Genomic DNA, 15,378 nt, shown 5'->3' with positions numbered 1-15,378 from the left:
AAGAAGCGTTGAAAGTGGGATTCTATGAAGCGACTAACGATTGGCCTGTTCGCCCATGTGGATGCAGGTAAGACAACTTTTGCGGAACAGCTGCTGTACCATACGAACAGTATCCGGTCCCGGGGGCGGGTGGATCATCAGGATGCGTTTCTGGACAGCCACGACATCGAGAGGGCAAGGGGTATTACGGTGTTCGCAGATCAGGCGGTAATAGAATATAAAGGAGAAAGTTATTATTTAATTGACACGCCCGGACACGTCGATTTCTCCCCGGAAATGGAGCGGGCGATTCAGGTCATTGATTATGCCATCCTGATTGTAAGCGCAGTTGAAGGTGTCCAGGGTCATACGGAGACGGTCTGGCAGCTGCTGCGTAAGCATCGAATTCCGACGTTCTTCTTTATCAACAAGACGGATCGGATCGGCGCGGATGCAGGCAGAACCGAGGCCGAAATCCGTCAGCAGTTGACGGGGGAAGTATGCTGCATTACAGAAAGCTTCGCTGACGGCATGATCGGTGAGCCGCTGCGGGAAGCCATGGCGGAGCGGGACGAAGCCTTGCTGGAAGCATTTCTGGAGGGGAGAGAGGATGCCGACTTCTGGCTGGAGGCCTTGCAGAGGATGATAGCGGCGGGTCTTCTCTTCCCCTGTGCTTACGGCTCTGCGCTTCAGGATACGGGCATCATTGAATTTCTGGATCAGCTGCATCTACTGACGACATCTAGTTATGACGAGAATGCTTCGTTCCAGGGGCGGGTTTATAAAATCCGGCACGATGCAGGTGGAGCGAGACTCACGTTCATTAAGGCGCTCGGTGGTCGGTTAAAGGTGAGAGAACAGCTTCGTTACGAGAGTGGCGGCGTTCAATATGACGAAAAAGTTACGCGGATCTTCATGTTTAACGGCCTTAAATCGCAGCCGGTGGAACAAGTGGAAGCTGGCGATTTATTTGCAGTTGCCGGCTTGTCCGCCGCCGAGGCCGGACAAGGCCTGGGGGCAATATCAGACAAGTTAGCTTACGATTCGGAGCCGACGTTACAATCGAAGGTATTATTCGACAATTCGATACATGTACAGAAGGTGCTCGGTGCTTTTCGCACGCTGGAGGCGGAGGAGCCGTCTCTGAACGTCGTTTGGGATGAGAAATTGCAGGAGATTTCTATCCGCGTCATGGGGTTGATTCAACTGGAAGTGTTGGAGCAGCTTGTTAGAGAGCGGTTTGGCTTTGCTATCTCTTTTGGACAACCGGAAATCTTGTATAAGGAAACGATTCAATCAGCTGTAAAAGGGTACGGCCACTTTGAACCGCTCAGGCACTATGCGGAAGTACATCTGCTGATTGAACCGGGAGAAAGGGGCAGCGGCATCATGTTCGATAGCAGATGTCATGCCGATGATCTGAATGTCAGCTATCAGAATCTGATTCGGAATCATCTCTACGAACGGGAGCATCACGGACTGCTGACCGGCATGCCAGTCACCGACGTGAGCATTACGCTGCTGAGGGGCCGCGCGCATAAAGAACATACCCATGGCGGTGATTTCCGTGAGGCTGCCTTTCGAGCACTACGGCAGGGTCTGGAGAAGGCGGACAACGTGCTGCTGGAGCCCTATTACGATTTCAAAATCAAGGTCGCTATCGATGAAATGGGCAGGGTACTGTCCGATATTCAGCGTGCTTCAGGTACTTTTAATCCGCCGCAGACAATCGGGACGCAAGCGATGGTCACAGGCAGGGTACCCGTGTCGACCTTCATGAACTACAGTGCCGAATTTGCATCCTTTACGCATGGACGAGGCAGTATCCGTTGCGTGTTCAGCGGCTACGACCGCTGCCATAATACGGAGGAAGTTCTAGAACGAATGGGCTACCGCAAAGAGGCAGACCCACTGTATACATCCTCCTCTATCTTTTGCGCCAAGGGGGCGGGTTACTCGGTGCCATGGAATGAGGCAGAAGCCAAGATGCACCTTGAATTAGAACCTTGAATGATCTATTAGGAAACTAAGCAACTAAGAAATTGGCGTGAGTAGTAAACCTAATAATGTGCCACTTTTACGATTCAAACTGGGCAGTTGCCGTTACTAGGACAGATGTCCCTACATAGAAATAAGCTGATGAGAAAGGCTTATGTCATGAGCAGGGATGGTGTAAAGTAGATGGCACAAAAGCTGCAAAAGAAAAGTACACGATTAACCGGAAGGATCGTAATTCCGGGGAATCCGTCATACAATATGGCCAGAATGGAGTTCAATAGGCGTTTTTCCAAATTTCCAAGGGTCATTGTTTTTTGCCAACGAACTCAGGATGTGATCAACGCAGTCAAATGGGCTCGTGAGCGGGGCATAAGGCTGCGAGTGCGCAGCGGACGGCATAGCTATGAGGGCTTCTCAACTGTAAATGGCGGTATTATTATCGATGTGAGCGAGATGAATAAGGTTAAGGTTGATCGAAAAAATGGAGTGGCCATTGTCCAAACAGGAAATCCACTTGCCCGTGTGTACAAGAAGCTGTGGAATAAGCGTGTGGCCATTCCGGCGGGGACTGCACCCGACGTAGGCGTAGCTGGGCTCACTCTGGGAGGGGGCATTGGACTTCTTTCCCGCAAATATGGACTTACGTGCGATAACTTGAAACAAGTGAAGATGGTCGTAGCTTCGGGGCGGTATGGGGCAAAGACGATTGTGGCAGAGAGCAAGAAACATTCCGATCTGTTGTGGGCATCACGAGGCGGAGGGGGCGGAAACTTTGGTGTTGCTACCGAATTTACATTTCGGATTAGACCGATTTCGAAGGTTTCTATATACAGTATTACGTGGAAATGGAGTGACCTTGAGAAGGTATTACCGGCTTGGCAACGCTGGGCCCCATCGGTCACAAACCGCTTAACCTCAACCATTGAGGTGGCTGCCAAGCAGGTGGGAACGATTGTATCTACTGGGCAATTGCTTGGCGGTGCTGAGGAGCTGCGTCGATTGATTAGACCGCTCTTGCGAGCAGGCACTCCGGTGAAGGTGATGGTGAAGACAGTACCTTTTATTGAAGCAACCCAATTTTTTGCCGAGTCAGACCTGAATTTGGAACCAAAGTTTAAAATAACCGGGGCCTACGGGTTTCAACCTTTGCCGCCTGAAGGAGTACGAATTATACGCGACTTTTTAGCCAAAGCACCCAACAGGCATGCTAGCGTGTGGAGTCAGAGCTTAGGTGGTGCGGGAAGCGCGGTGAGTCGAGTATCGCCTACTGCAACGGCCTATCCTCATCGGAAGGCTGAGACAATCTACGAACTGTCAGCCCGCTGGAGAAATGATGGGGAGCAAGAGCGGAATATTCAGTGGGTGGAAAGGTTCCGTAAAGCGGTACGTCCCTTTGTTAAAGGGAATTATGTGAATTTTCCCGATCTGCAGATTAAGAACTGGCCCAAGGCGTATTATGGCGTGAACTTTGGCAGATTGAAGCAGGTGAAACGAAAGTATGACCCTCATAATGTATTTCGTTTTGCTCAGAGTATTCCAGTGGGTAAACAGGTCAGAAAATGACAATACACACACCATATCGAAAATAAAACAAGGAGCTGCCGGTGGCAGCTCCTTTAGCAATTCCACTGATAGCGACGATAAGTTGAACCGTATCATAAGAAGGACAAGTTTTTGCTTGAGGTGGGCATAATAGATTCATTGTGTGAAAGGAAGGAGCTGCACGACAAGGAAATGGACCGTCCCTATGTAATTTTACCTGAAGAACAAGCGCCCAATGGTATAGAGCATTGTGAAATTTGCGAGCTATCCAAGCAGCGGAATCGTGTCATCTGGGGTGAAGGAAATCCGAAAGCTCCACTTATGATGATTCTGGATAATCCCGGAGCCCGGGAGGATCGGGAAGGAGCAGCTTCACCTATCACCCGCTTGCAGTAAGAAGACGACCCAATTTACTTAGGTTCTTTGTAGCAGATTTAAAAGCTTTGAAGGAGAAGTGGAAGGAGATTCAACCCAAGCAGGAAATAGATTAACGAGAATATTATAGGAAAGGGGCTGGTCGTGCCAGCCCCTCTTTCATTTCATTTTCTCCAACTCCTCCTTTAATCTTGCATTCTCTTCCAACAGCTTTTGAACGTCCGGGACATCCTTGCCCGAAACCCAGCCATACAAATCATTTCTTGCTGCATACTCTGACAATTGATCACGAAGTACCATTTTAATGTGCCGTACATCTTCAACATAATAGATCGGGATATGTTCCATGACTGATTGCTTAAACTTTTGAAACTTCTGATAGTGTTCAATTGCTGCGAAGTCGTATGGCTTTTGTCTTAATGCTTCATCTGTGACAACAAAGGCAAACCTAGGTTTGCCTGCCTCTCCGGCATACTCATACTCCCAGTGCGTATAGCTCTTCGATTCATCAGGAAGCGTTAAACCATAGAATCCTCCGAGAATCAGAAGATATACATCGGACTCGTCAATCCATCTCTTCCTAATTTTCATTGGACTTTCCTTGAAAAATTGCTCGATTCCAGCAGGGATATGACCAGCTTGAAGTATGGCTTCAACAGCGGTATGTCTTTCCTCAATAAGATCGTTGAAAGTAGACGATATGTAAATTTGCAATTTTCTCCTCATAGGCCCACCCAAATTAAAGAATTAGTTTAAAAAGAATCTACCACTCTCTCACTTTATTTGTCAAAATGCAGAAGTAAAAGCCCCTCCGTTTTTTAGTTGGATGGGACTAATTTTTAAAGTTGTTGAAGGTTGGATTGAACTTAAGTATTCGCTACCGGGTATTTTTATGGGATTGAATCCTGGTATTTGTCGATATACAGCGTCCCGTCCAATTGAAGCTCTGCGTAAAATACTTGATCCAATGAATGAATGCTGGCTTTCTTTAATTGTTGGTTGAGCCAGGCAACGGAGACATCGATTTTTATAAGATTTTTTCTACGATTTTGCCATCAATGATAAGCTCAGTCGGAATTCTTTGAATAGGCGTAACAGTTGCTTGTATATCTTTTTTCGTTGCAGGCAGCAGTTCTTCTTTTTTTAACACACTGAGTTTACCGTCAGGTTCCAGAAGTGCGAATTCGACTTCTTCGGGTGAGAAGACATCCTTGTTCCGAAGCAACATGCTTAAATCATCAATGTTGAGGTGTTGTTTACCCAACGCCCTTTCCAAAATCTTTCCTTTCTTAATGAGAATCGTAGGCTGGCCGTCGAGAATTTCACGAGCTTTGACGGAGTGCAATCCGATCAATGCGATGATGAACGCCAAGAGCGACCATAAGACCAAGCTAGATATTCCTTGCAGTAGCGTGATTTGTCTGTTGACGATAATCTCGGCAGTGGTGGAGCCGAAGGTAATCCCTGTTACATAATTGAAAAACGTTAGATGTCCGACTTGTTTTTTACCGAGCAGACGTGTCAAAACGAGTAGAGCAACGAAGGATGTTGCCGTACGAAATAGAATTTCTCCATACGTCATGTGCTGAGCTCCTTGCATAACAGATAGTTTTAGATTGGCCTTTATTTCCATCTCCTATACTTGTTAAGTGAAATGAGCCTAATGAACATGAACGGCTGAAAGGTCGTCTTTTACAGCGTAACGAGGGAGTGAATCGCGCATATTCCAGGATTCAGGCAAAAGGTAGGTAGATTTAGGATGAACAATCTTTATAATGGAAATAAGATATAAACCTTTATAGGGCTAAGGGGCGATTGCCATGAAAACGACGCAAGAAATAGAGACACTGGCGGCAGAGATTGCCGGTGTGGCTAGGACGTCCTTTCGCACTCTTTTTGAAAATGGTGAACGTTACTATTACTGCACGCCATTTACGACTGGAGAGGGACATGCGCCAAGCATTTCCGCTTGGTCATGGGAGGCCTTGGAGAGGGAAGCCGCCAGGCAAGAAGACGAAAGCGAAACGCCGGGATCAACGATTGCAGAACTCATCAAATGGTCCTATGCCGATTCGCCTTATTGCTGTTTCAGGGATGAGGACTTCGATCATGTTAAACAATTGTTTATGGATCGCCCTTCCATTGCGGAGCTTGCGGCTGACGAATGGAATCGTGAATTTGATTCGAGGCTGAAGGCCATGGAGCTGGCGATGAAAATGCTCGATGATGAAGGCATGTTTGCCATGAATCAACCGCGAGATTCCGTGTGCGTCCTTGTCGAGGTCATGCCGCCGGATGAGATCAATACCCAAATCGCCTTGCGTTTGAATCGGGCGGAGTCTCCGGCTATGCAAGCATGGCTGGCAGAAGCGGCGGAGTAAGGGCATTCGTGTTTCTTGAGGGAGAGTTGTAAGATGCCTAATGAAAATCAAATGAATATTTTAATTGAGAGAACAGATTGTATTCTTTATTATGCGAGACCGGTCCTATCGAACGAACATAGTGCAGGCTGGATTGGCGGGAATGCACCCGAATTTTTTGATAATCAATCAGACCACATCCACGAAGGTAACCAAAAGTATGTTTTTTACTTGAGCCTCGTCCATCCCTTTAAACCCGAGAGCATGATTTCGATCTTTATCCCTGAATATTATGAGGAGTATTTAGAAAACAACATTTATCCTAATTGCTCGATCAAGGTGATTGAACATCCCATGTCAGCTGAGAGCGTTAAAAATATGTTTACTAACTCAGGCCTTGTAAAGCATGCAATTTCAGACGGGGAACTAAGTCATGACGAAAAATCGATGGATCAGCCTTTTTTGGTCAAAATAGGTGGAAACCCGAGACTTATTCAAAATGAAGACTATTATTTTACGAAGCTGAAGGATGAATCATTTTCTTTTTTCTTTCAAGTAGATGAAGATGGTTATCCTGAAACGTTGCTTCAGGAGGATTACAATTATCCTTTTGGTTTTGGATCACTATATGTTTTTGCCAAAATGGGGGCGACTGAGATACAACATCCAGTAGCAGGTTTTTGGCAATTCTCTTGATTTGGCGTGGGCTAACGAGCCCGTCAAGCGATTTTTGGCGTGCGTATGCCCCATTCGCACAAGCAGGCAGCCCGCCCCTGGCGTAAACTGAATTAAATCAGTGAGCGAGGTGAACTTCCATGGCACAATCGAAAGAGATGCGTGCACGGGCTAAGAAGTTTCAAGGCCGTCCGGTCTGTGTCACCCTGCACAGCGGAGAGACTTATGTCGGCTACATCACCGACGTGAATCGCGGCGGGTTGGTACTTTCCAGTGCTGGGGCTCCCGCGCGTGCTCCTTCCAGGAAACAAGACTCCCGACCTCTCAAACGCAGGGCTGGTGCGCATGGCCCGAGCGCCCGTCTTGGCAACCGGAGAAGCGGCGCACGCAAACCGTCTAGCCGTTCGCGCTCCCGCAAGCCGGATGCCAATGTATCTGCATTCCTACCGATGATGGGCTCGCTGTTGGGCGGGCTGGGTGGGCTTGGCGGTGCCACTGCGGGCGCAGGTGGGCTTGGAGGTATGCTCGGCGGCGGCCTGCGGCTGTTCGGCATGATCCAGAAGTTTGTTCCGGTCGTGAGAATGGGCTACGGCATGATCAAGTCCATTCGCCCGTTTCTCGGCGCTGTTAAAGGCTTGATGCCCTCGACTAGTCCGACCACGCCGAATAACGAATAATCGTACCCCTCTGGACTTTAAGCCCCCTTTGAGTGGTCAGATCAAAGGGGGCTAGCCCACAAGCCATTAGGACTACCACTGTCTAATCCAAATTGGATTTAGCTCGGAATAACCCATTTCTTTTAATAAATCCCAGGCATTATCCAGAACCTGAGGCTTCCCCTGGGTCCAAAGCTCTTGTCGCTTTGCCATCAAGTAAGAGATAATTTCAGCGATATGCTTGGGTTTACCCAGATGGAGGACAGTTTCCATGTTATTATTTTGTGCTGAAATATCATGAAAGGCCCAATAAGTACGAGGCTCTTCATCGGGAGGATCTGCCTGGAAGATGAGCGTGACTTTGATGTTTTTATTCTCTTTGGGAGATAGGTTTAAGACGAAGCGTGACCCGCCTGAATACCAATAAACGAATGCATAACCGTCGACCGTAATATTTCTTAATTGGCTTTTCATTATTTTCCCCTCACTATATGTTGGTTAAAAGTGATCTGCGTTTGATGAGTTAGTTAATGTAATCAGCGCGAGTGTACCCTATACAATAATACATAGGTTTGTAAAGAAATAAGATCCACAGAAAAAGTACTGCGTTGCTGGATAAGCAAACAACGGAAACCCAGCTATAGTCAACAGGAGGATTCAAATATGTGGTTTAGGAAGAATGAAACGCAACTGGATCGAATAAAAAACAAACTGAGTCAAGCCATGCACAAAGATGCGGATTTCTCAGTGTTTGGAGCATCCTCACATCAATATAGGGTTAAAGAGAAGCTTACAGCAAAAGAGCTGGCGGACTGGCAGGCACATAATCAGGTCACCCTTCCTGAGCCTTACGCGCTGTTTTTAACGAACGTCGGCAATGGTGGCGCCGGACCCTATTATGGAATTTATTCAATTGAAAAGGCAACTTCCTACACCGAGCGTCAGGCACTCCTTGCAAAATCCGTTCTGCATCCCGGAATGACCAAAGAGGAATGGAACCATCTGACGGAACCACTGACCTCGGATGAGGATATCCCCGATGAGGAATACGACGACGCCCGTAATCGGGTGCTGGGCGGCATGTTGTGCATAGGCACACAAGGCTGCGAATACGACATGTACCTCGTACTTGAAGGGAAATATAGAGGGAGAATTGTGTACACCTCCGATTTTCATCCCGATCACCCTTTTTTCTTTGTCTATGAAGATAGCTTTCTGGACTGGTATGAGCGCTGGCTGGATGAAATTATTTTGGATTATGATATCGGGTGGTTTGGCAGTCGAATGCCAGGTGATGAGAATGCGCTGATCCAGATTTATCAGAGCGCTTCAAACGAAGAAATCCAAGCCAAAGCGCTTGATGGAATGTTCAAGTTTAAGGAAGTCTCTCAGATCACTCTTGATTTCTTGAAAAGTATAGTGGAGCAAAGCTCAAAAAATCGGGCCACAGCCGTTCGGCTAATCTGCAAAACTTCTTTTGACACGGGTAGAAAATATATTCTGGAACTGTTGCAATCAGATGAATATGAGGATTTTCTGCAAGGTTTAATGATTCTGCACGCTTCCAGTAAAACAGCAAATTTAACGGAATTTATTCCAGTGATCTTGCAAAGACTTGACAGGATCGACGACCCAGAAACGTTGCGTTATGCAGGGTATATTTTGGAGATATACGGTGCGATTACGCTTCAGAACTTTGCGCCTTTCTTATGTCATGCCGACCTGAAAATGCAAACCACTGCCATCTATGCCGCACGCAGTTGCGAAAATAAGCTGGAAAGCTGGCAGATCATTGAGAAGATGTTAAAGAGCGGCGACCCGCAGGTTATGAAAAGCTCAATTCTATACTGGGGCGTTATTCCACATGAGAAGATGCTGCCTTACTATAAAGCGGTATGGCCAGAATATAGAACAAATCCAAATTTCATAGAAAAATTTATTGGTTGCTTGCGAGAACTGCATTTGCCAGATGATTATTTCGACAATGAGGAATCGTGAGGAAGGTGTACATGAATCACCCACTCGTCATTGAATGAGCGATTCATAAGAGCAAGAAAGGGCTGACTTTTCGGAGTGTCTGGGCACCGGAATCGTCAGCCTGTTGTGAAGATTATCCTACACCATCACTTTCTAACAAGGAATAGAAATGATCACGGTCTTCGTTATCAAATTTGCCAAGTGCCCGTACCCTAACAAATTCATGTCCGCCATACATATCTACTTCCTCACCGTACTTATTGTAGAGCGCGATCATATTGCCATCTGGATTCAATTCCAGATACCCGTAACATTTTGTTTCAGGCGCTTCACCGTAAAAAAGCGTAAATCTGATCTTGATCACTCTGTGCATGCAGATCCTCCTCTTTTGCCATTCGTATTGGCTTTGAATTTATACAGTATCCCCCACAAAATGTCAACAGATTTAGTTTTCACGTGATAATGGTGAATAAGTTATTTCGCTGCGCATCTGCCAAGGAATCCAAAAAAGGCAAAAACGCTACTGACATCTTGTCAGTAGCGTTTTTGTATATTACGAGTATGTGAATTTCGCAAATTTCCCCTTCACTTCAGTTTCTTCTTTACCGTCTCTCCTTCAATTAACACGGGCTGATAATAGGTTTGGTTGCTTAGATCCTTCTTCCCTTGCAGTTTCTTAATAACCCAATCGGCGGCATCCCGGCCCATTTGTTCCTGTGGGTGTGTCAATGTCGTTAGTTTGATGTTCGCATTTTTGGAGATATAGGAATTGTCTTGGCCAATAATGGACAAATCTTCGGGAACCGATATATCAAGCTGTCTGCATACATGTACAACTTCTAATCCCACCTCGTCGTTATAGCAGACAATTGCGGTTAAATCGTCCCTTTGTTCGGTCAGAAATTTCTTTAAGTTAGTGGACAGTTCCTGCTTCGTTTCAGTATAGAATGAGAGCACTTGCTCTGGGTGGAACCGTAATTTGGCTTCTCCAAGCGCTTTGATATAGCCCTTCATTCGATACTTTCCTTGTAAATCGTCCATTTTGGCAATGATGCCAATCTGTGTGTGCCCGTTAGCGATCAATTCTTTGGTTGCCAGATAGCTGGATTGTACGTCATCGAGACAGAAGTAAGGAACCTCCAACTCTTCATAATAGGCATTAATCATGATGAATGGAACATCCTGTTCCTTGAACGTCAGATAGTAAGCGATATTGGGATTATATAGATTGCTCTTCGTAGGCTCAATGATCAAACCATCGACACCAAAGGACAGCATCATCTCCAAAGCTTTCTTTTCCTGTGCGACATCATTATTGGTACTGGCTAATAGTAATGAATAATTATCTTCGTTCAATCTGGCTTCAATCCCACGAATAATAGAGGGGAAGATGTAATCAGAGATGTAGGTCGTGATGACCCCGATGGTTTTATTGGTGGAATTGCCACCGGTTTTTGATCGGAATTGGTTGCTGACATAGGTGCCAGATCCTTTTTCACTTCTTAAAAAACCTTCGTTGGATAGTTCCAAAATAGCCTTTCGAACTGTCTGGCGACTAACTTTATACTTATCCTGCAAAGCCAATTCCGTTGGAATTTGCTCTCCTACGCTGTATGCTCCTGAAAGAATGTTGCTTTTTATATCCTCAAGGATGACCTGATACTTTGGTTTCACTTTATTCCTTCTTTCCAAGTTGTTCTAATACTAATTGCCATAACCGTAATATTTGTATGTACATATTTTAGCATAATTATGAGCTTATTATAATCTATTGTCCTGTATGTATAAATACTAAGAATAAAATAGAAAAATACTCGGTTCACTATATTATTTGTAAGTATAACTATGGTTTTATGTTGACAAATGTACGCACAAAAAATTATACTAATGCTGTAAACAAAAGAAAGCGCCTTCTTTCAATTATTGCGATTATAACAGTTGTTCAGAGAGAGGAGTAACGTGAGCATGGATCAAGACATTAAACAAGCGATTACTAAGGGAGAAACTTCACTTGGTATCGAATTTGGATCCACACGTATCAAGGCAGTGCTGATTGATCATCGTTTTGAAACAATCGCATCTGGAAGCTATGAGTGGGAAAACCTCTTGGTAGATGGATATTGGACGTACAACTTAGAGAGCATTATTACAGGTCTACAAGAGGCTTATCGTGAAATGAAGCAAGAGGTTGAACAAAAATACGGAATCACCCTTCATACGGTTGGTTCCATAGGATTCTCTGCAATGATGCACGGCTATATGGCTTTTGACAGCAAGGGCGAGTTGCTTGTTCCGTTCCGTACTTGGCGGAATGCGACAACCGGTGCTGCAGCAAAAGCTTTAACTGATAAATTCCAATTCAACATTCCTGAGCGATGGAGTATTGCTCACTTGTATCAAGCGATATTGAACGAAGAACAACATGTTCCTCATATTGATTTTATTACGACGTTGGCTGGATATATTCACTGGCTGCTGACTGGCAACAAAGCCATTGGCATCGGAGACGCTTCGGGGATCTTCCCAATTGATGAGACTACACATGATTATAACGAGTCGATGGTTAAGCAATTTGATGAACTCATTGCAGCCAAAGGCTACGATTGGAAATTACAAGACATTATTCCTAAAGTTCATATCTCAGGCGAACAGGCAGGTGTACTAACCGCAGCGGGAGCCAAAATCTTAGATAAATCCGGAGATTTACAACCAGGTATTCCGCTTTGTCCTCCAGAAGGTGATGCGGGAACAGGAATGGTCGCTACGAATAGTGTGAGAAAACGTACTGGCAACGTGTCTGTGGGAACCTCAGTTTTTGCCATGATCGTATTAGAGAAGGATCTTTCGGCGGTATATCCGGAAATTGATCTGGTGACCACACCGAATGGTAATCCGGTCGGAATGGTTCATGCTAACAACTGTTCAAGTGATCTCAATGCTTGGCTGGGCTTGTTCCGTGAATTCTATGAGGCCATGGGGCAAAAGGCGGACCCGAATCAATTATTCAGCGTGTTGCTGAATAAGGCCCTGGAAGCAGATCCAGATGGCGGCGGCTTACTTAGCTACGGCTATTTGTCAGGTGAGAATATCACCGGAATAGAGAAAGGCCGGCCATTGTTTGTCCGTTCTCCTGAGAGTCGTTTCAATTTGGCCAATTTCATGCGCACTCATCTGTTCACTGCATTTGCTGCTTTGAAAATCGGGATGGATATTTTGACGAAGAGAGAAAATGTCGCAATTGACAGCATTCTGGCTCACGGCGGTTTATTCAAAACCCCTATCGTTGGACAAAAAATTGTCGCGGCAGCTATGGATGTTCCGGTGTCCGTGATGGCAACAGCTGGAGAAGGCGGAGCGTGGGGTATGGCTATTCTGGCTTCTTACATGATGAACAAGGATCAGCAAGAAAGTCTGGAAGACTTCCTCGACCAAAAAGTATTCAGAGATGTTGAGGGACAAGAAATTCATCCTGATCGTTCTGATGTTAAGGGATTCGAAACATTCTTGGAACGCTACACACAAGGCCTGGCGATTGAGCAGGCTGCTGTAGATAATCTAGTGGAAAACTGGAGGAATTGACGTGTTAGAGCAGCTGAAAGAAGAAGTATTTCAAGCCAATCTGGATTTGCCTAAACATGGACTCGTGAAATACACCTGGGGTAACGTAAGCGCGGTTGATCGTGAGCGTAGCTTATTCGTTATCAAACCGAGTGGTGTTAGCTATGACACGATGAAACCTAGCGATATGGTTGTTGTTGATTTTGACGGCAATGTTGTTGAAGGAGAGATGAGACCTTCATCGGATACACCGACTCATGCCGTACTTTACAAGCACTACGCTGAAATCGGTGGTATCGTGCACACGCATTCGACCTGGGCGACCGTTTGGGCTCAAGCCGGCCTGGATGTACCTGTAATGGGGACTACTCATGCTGACACCTTCTATGGTTCTGTTCCTTGCGCTCGTTTTTTGACACAAGAGGAGATTGATCGTGGCTACGAAGCCGAAACCGGCCGTGTCATTATTGAAACTTTTGAGCAGCGTGGGTTGGATATTTTAGCAGTGCCAGGTGTCCTGCTTAAAGGTCATGCTCCCTTCACTTGGGGAAAAGATGCGAAATCCGCAGTTATGAATAGCGTCGTATTGGAAGAAGTTTCGAAAATGAACCTATTCGCGCGGGAATTGAATCATTTTGCTGAAGAATTGCCGCAGCGTATTCTAGATAAACACTATTTGCGCAAACATGGGAAAGACGCTTACTACGGGCAAAAATAAGACCAACTAAACTAACAAACGAAGAAAAGAGGATGAATGTTATGTCAACAGTAGGTACAAAACAGTTCTGGTTTGTCGTAGGCTCACAACATCTGTATGGGGAAGAAGCATTAGCAGAAGTGAAAGCACACGCACAAGAAATGACCGATGCCTTAAATAAAAGCGGTGTTCTGCCTTATCCGCTCGTATTGCAGGATCTGGCAGTTAGTGCAGACAAAATCACCAGCCTCATGAAAGAAGTCAACTATCGTGACGAGGTTGCTGGTGTCATCACTTGGATGCATACTTTCTCACCTGCAAAAATGTGGATTCGCGGTACGAAATTGCTGCAAAAACCGCTGCTTCATTTGGCTACTCAGTATAATGAAAGCATTCCTTGGGCTACAATTGACATGGACTTCATGAACCTCAACCAGGCAGCTCATGGTGACCGTGAATATGGATTTATCAATGCCCGTCTGAAAAAACAGAATAAAGTGGTCGTAGGGTATTGGGAACGCGCGGAAGTGCAAAAGCAAATCGCAGAGTGGATGGATGTAGCGGTTGCTTATAACGAAAGCTTCAATATCAAAGTTGCCCGTTTTGGCGACAACATGCGTAACGTTGGTGTTACGGAAGGGGATAAAGTCGAGGCCCAGATCCAATTTGGATGGACCGTTGACTACTTCGGAATTGGCGATCTTGTTCAGTACGTCAATGCTGTGAAGGAAGAAGAAATTGATGCTTTATTCGCGGAATATTCCAAACTGTATGAATTTGATTATGGTACTTACAGCAAGGAAGCTTGGGAATCCAGCGTAAGAGTGCAAGCAAGCTATGAAATTGCTATTAAGCGATTCCTGGATGATGGCGGTTATACTGCCTTCACTACAAACTTTGAAGATCTCTACGGTATGAAGCAGCTTCCTGGTCTGGCCGTTCAACGTCTGATGGCACAAGGATACGGATTTGCTGGTGAAGGTGACTGGAAGACTGCAGCGCTCGATCGTCTGCTTAAAGTCATGAGCCATAACCAATCCACTGGCTTTATGGAAGACTACACCTATGAATTAGCAGCTGGTCAGGAATCGATCCTTCAATCCCACATGCTTGAAGTTGACCCAACGTTGGCAAGCAACAAGCCTAAAATCATCGTTTCTCCGTTAGGTATCGGCGATCGTGAAGATCCAGCCCGTCTAGTATTTGACGGCAAGGCAGGAGACGGTGTGGTTGTTTCCATGGCTGACTTTGGCACACATTATAAACTGTTGATCAATGAGGTTACTGCATTTGAACCAACAGTTCCTGCTCCCAAACTTCCAGTGGCCCGTGTACTGTGGAACGTGAAGCCAAACTTCCAAGATGGAGTTAAAGCATGGATTGAGAACGGCGGCGGTCACCATACTGTAGTTTCCTTGAATCTAACCACAGACCAAATTGTTACTTATGCCAAACTAGTTAACCTGGAATACGTAATTATTAAGTAATTATAATTCATCTATACAAGCATTGGGTCAGTCCTCAGGACCCAATGCTTTTTATTGTTTCTCAGAGGATTTTT

The 15,378-nt window shown here is 45.7% G+C and carries 14 protein-coding genes and 1 pseudogene; 10 read left to right on the top strand and 5 right to left on the bottom strand.

The window, feature by feature from the left end; translation table 11 throughout:
* The first annotated feature begins 24 nt into the window (after window positions 1-24).
* The 3 genes from ABEW32_RS02935 to ABEW32_RS02925 all read left to right on the top strand — a co-directional run bounded on the left by ABEW32_RS02935 (window position 25) and on the right by ABEW32_RS02925 (window position 3,915).
* Complete coding sequence (locus ABEW32_RS02935; protein ID WP_430184545.1) at window positions 25-1,989, top strand: GTP-binding protein; 1,965 nt, start codon at window positions 25-27, stop codon at window positions 1,987-1,989.
* Between the two features lie 171 nt (window positions 1,990-2,160).
* A complete protein-coding gene (locus tag ABEW32_RS02930; protein ID WP_430184543.1) occupies window positions 2,161-3,540 on the top strand; it encodes an FAD-binding oxidoreductase in 1,380 nt (459 codons plus the stop codon).
* A gap of 138 nt (window positions 3,541-3,678) precedes the next feature.
* The gene (locus ABEW32_RS02925) at window positions 3,679-3,915 is read left to right on the top strand and encodes a uracil-DNA glycosylase family protein (RefSeq protein ID WP_430184541.1); all 237 of its coding nucleotides are present in this window, start codon (window positions 3,679-3,681) and stop codon (window positions 3,913-3,915) included.
* Window positions 3,916-4,053: 138 nt separating this feature from the next.
* Here the strand turns inward: ABEW32_RS02925 and ABEW32_RS02920 are convergent, their stop codons facing one another.
* Window positions 4,054-4,620: a DUF4062 domain-containing protein gene (locus ABEW32_RS02920; protein ID WP_430184539.1), complete on the bottom strand. Its 567-nt coding sequence runs from the start codon at window positions 4,618-4,620 to the stop codon at window positions 4,054-4,056.
* Between the two features lie 164 nt (window positions 4,621-4,784).
* A pseudogene (locus ABEW32_RS02915) lies at window positions 4,785-5,476 on the bottom strand (DUF421 domain-containing protein).
* A gap of 238 nt (window positions 5,477-5,714) precedes the next feature.
* Here ABEW32_RS02915 and ABEW32_RS02910 point away from each other — a divergent pair.
* The 3 genes from ABEW32_RS02910 to ABEW32_RS02900 all read left to right on the top strand — a co-directional run bounded on the left by ABEW32_RS02910 (window position 5,715) and on the right by ABEW32_RS02900 (window position 7,606).
* Window positions 5,715-6,275, top strand: a complete 561-nt coding sequence (locus ABEW32_RS02910; RefSeq protein ID WP_430184537.1) for a DUF4303 domain-containing protein — start codon at window positions 5,715-5,717, stop codon at window positions 6,273-6,275.
* 33 nt (window positions 6,276-6,308) lie between these two features.
* Window positions 6,309-6,950 (top strand): hypothetical protein, encoded by a 642-nt coding sequence (locus ABEW32_RS02905; RefSeq protein WP_430184535.1) that lies wholly within the window; start codon window positions 6,309-6,311, stop codon window positions 6,948-6,950.
* Between the two features lie 119 nt (window positions 6,951-7,069).
* A complete protein-coding gene (locus ABEW32_RS02900; protein WP_430184533.1) occupies window positions 7,070-7,606 on the top strand; it encodes a hypothetical protein in 537 nt (178 codons plus the stop codon).
* Between the two features lie 72 nt (window positions 7,607-7,678).
* Here the strand turns inward: ABEW32_RS02900 and ABEW32_RS02895 are convergent, their stop codons facing one another.
* Window positions 7,679-8,059, bottom strand: a complete 381-nt coding sequence (locus tag ABEW32_RS02895) for a hypothetical protein (RefSeq protein WP_430184531.1) — start codon at window positions 8,057-8,059, stop codon at window positions 7,679-7,681.
* A gap of 189 nt (window positions 8,060-8,248) precedes the next feature.
* Between ABEW32_RS02895 and ABEW32_RS02890 the strand changes: the two genes are divergently transcribed.
* Entirely contained in the window at window positions 8,249-9,583 is a 1,335-nt protein-coding gene (locus ABEW32_RS02890) for an SMI1/KNR4 family protein (protein WP_430184529.1), read from the top strand.
* A 112-nt stretch (window positions 9,584-9,695) separates the two neighbouring features.
* Here the strand turns inward: ABEW32_RS02890 and ABEW32_RS02885 are convergent, their stop codons facing one another.
* Both ABEW32_RS02885 and ABEW32_RS02880 read right to left on the bottom strand, forming a co-directional pair.
* Window positions 9,696-9,935: a hypothetical protein gene (locus ABEW32_RS02885; RefSeq protein WP_430184527.1), complete on the bottom strand. Its 240-nt coding sequence runs from the start codon at window positions 9,933-9,935 to the stop codon at window positions 9,696-9,698.
* 212 nt (window positions 9,936-10,147) lie between these two features.
* The gene (locus ABEW32_RS02880; RefSeq protein ID WP_430184525.1) at window positions 10,148-11,236 is read right to left on the bottom strand and encodes a GntR family transcriptional regulator; all 1,089 of its coding nucleotides are present in this window, start codon (window positions 11,234-11,236) and stop codon (window positions 10,148-10,150) included.
* A gap of 291 nt (window positions 11,237-11,527) precedes the next feature.
* On the opposite strand from ABEW32_RS02880, the gene ABEW32_RS02875 reads away from it, so the two are divergent.
* The 3 genes from ABEW32_RS02875 to araA are packed head-to-tail and all read left to right on the top strand — an operon-like array spanning window position 11,528 to window position 15,304.
* Entirely contained in the window at window positions 11,528-13,141 is a 1,614-nt protein-coding gene (locus ABEW32_RS02875) for a xylulokinase (protein ID WP_430184523.1), read from the top strand.
* A 1-nt stretch (window position 13,142) separates the two neighbouring features.
* Window positions 13,143-13,838 carry an L-ribulose-5-phosphate 4-epimerase gene (locus ABEW32_RS02870; RefSeq protein WP_016822497.1) on the top strand — a complete coding sequence of 232 codons (696 nt, stop codon included), beginning with the start codon at window positions 13,143-13,145 and terminating at the stop codon, window positions 13,836-13,838.
* A 41-nt stretch (window positions 13,839-13,879) separates the two neighbouring features.
* The gene (gene araA / locus ABEW32_RS02865; RefSeq protein WP_430184521.1) at window positions 13,880-15,304 is read left to right on the top strand and encodes an L-arabinose isomerase; all 1,425 of its coding nucleotides are present in this window, start codon (window positions 13,880-13,882) and stop codon (window positions 15,302-15,304) included.
* Window positions 15,305-15,378 lie beyond the last annotated feature (74 nt).

Source organism: Paenibacillus jamilae (assembly GCF_050482105.1).
Taxonomy (GTDB): Bacteria; Bacillota; Bacilli; order Paenibacillales; family Paenibacillaceae; genus Paenibacillus; species Paenibacillus jamilae_B.
This window is presented reverse-complemented; position numbering and strand designations above follow the sequence as displayed.

What these genes read in the sequence shown, in the direction of transcription:
- ABEW32_RS02900 (WP_430184533.1), top strand. Translation starts at nt 7,070, where the DNA reads ATGGCACAATCGAAAGAGATGCGTGCACGGGCTAAGAAGTTTCAAGGC.
- ABEW32_RS02890 (WP_430184529.1), top strand. Translation starts at nt 8,249, where the DNA reads ATGTGGTTTAGGAAGAATGAAACGCAACTGGATCGAATAAAAAACAAA.
- ABEW32_RS02910 (WP_430184537.1), top strand. Translation starts at nt 5,715, where the DNA reads ATGAAAACGACGCAAGAAATAGAGACACTGGCGGCAGAGATTGCCGGT.
- ABEW32_RS02930 (WP_430184543.1), top strand. Translation starts at nt 2,161, where the DNA reads ATGGCACAAAAGCTGCAAAAGAAAAGTACACGATTAACCGGAAGGATC.
- ABEW32_RS02920 (WP_430184539.1), bottom strand. Translation starts at nt 4,620, where the DNA reads ATGAGGAGAAAATTGCAAATTTACATATCGTCTACTTTCAACGATCTT.
- ABEW32_RS02895 (WP_430184531.1), bottom strand. Translation starts at nt 8,059, where the DNA reads ATGAAAAGCCAATTAAGAAATATTACGGTCGACGGTTATGCATTCGTT.
- ABEW32_RS02885 (WP_430184527.1), bottom strand. Translation starts at nt 9,935, where the DNA reads ATGCACAGAGTGATCAAGATCAGATTTACGCTTTTTTACGGTGAAGCG.
- ABEW32_RS02875 (WP_430184523.1), top strand. Translation starts at nt 11,528, where the DNA reads ATGGATCAAGACATTAAACAAGCGATTACTAAGGGAGAAACTTCACTT.
- ABEW32_RS02905 (WP_430184535.1), top strand. Translation starts at nt 6,309, where the DNA reads ATGCCTAATGAAAATCAAATGAATATTTTAATTGAGAGAACAGATTGT.
- araA (WP_430184521.1), top strand. Translation starts at nt 13,880, where the DNA reads ATGTCAACAGTAGGTACAAAACAGTTCTGGTTTGTCGTAGGCTCACAA.
- ABEW32_RS02935 (WP_430184545.1), top strand. Translation starts at nt 25, where the DNA reads ATGAAGCGACTAACGATTGGCCTGTTCGCCCATGTGGATGCAGGTAAG.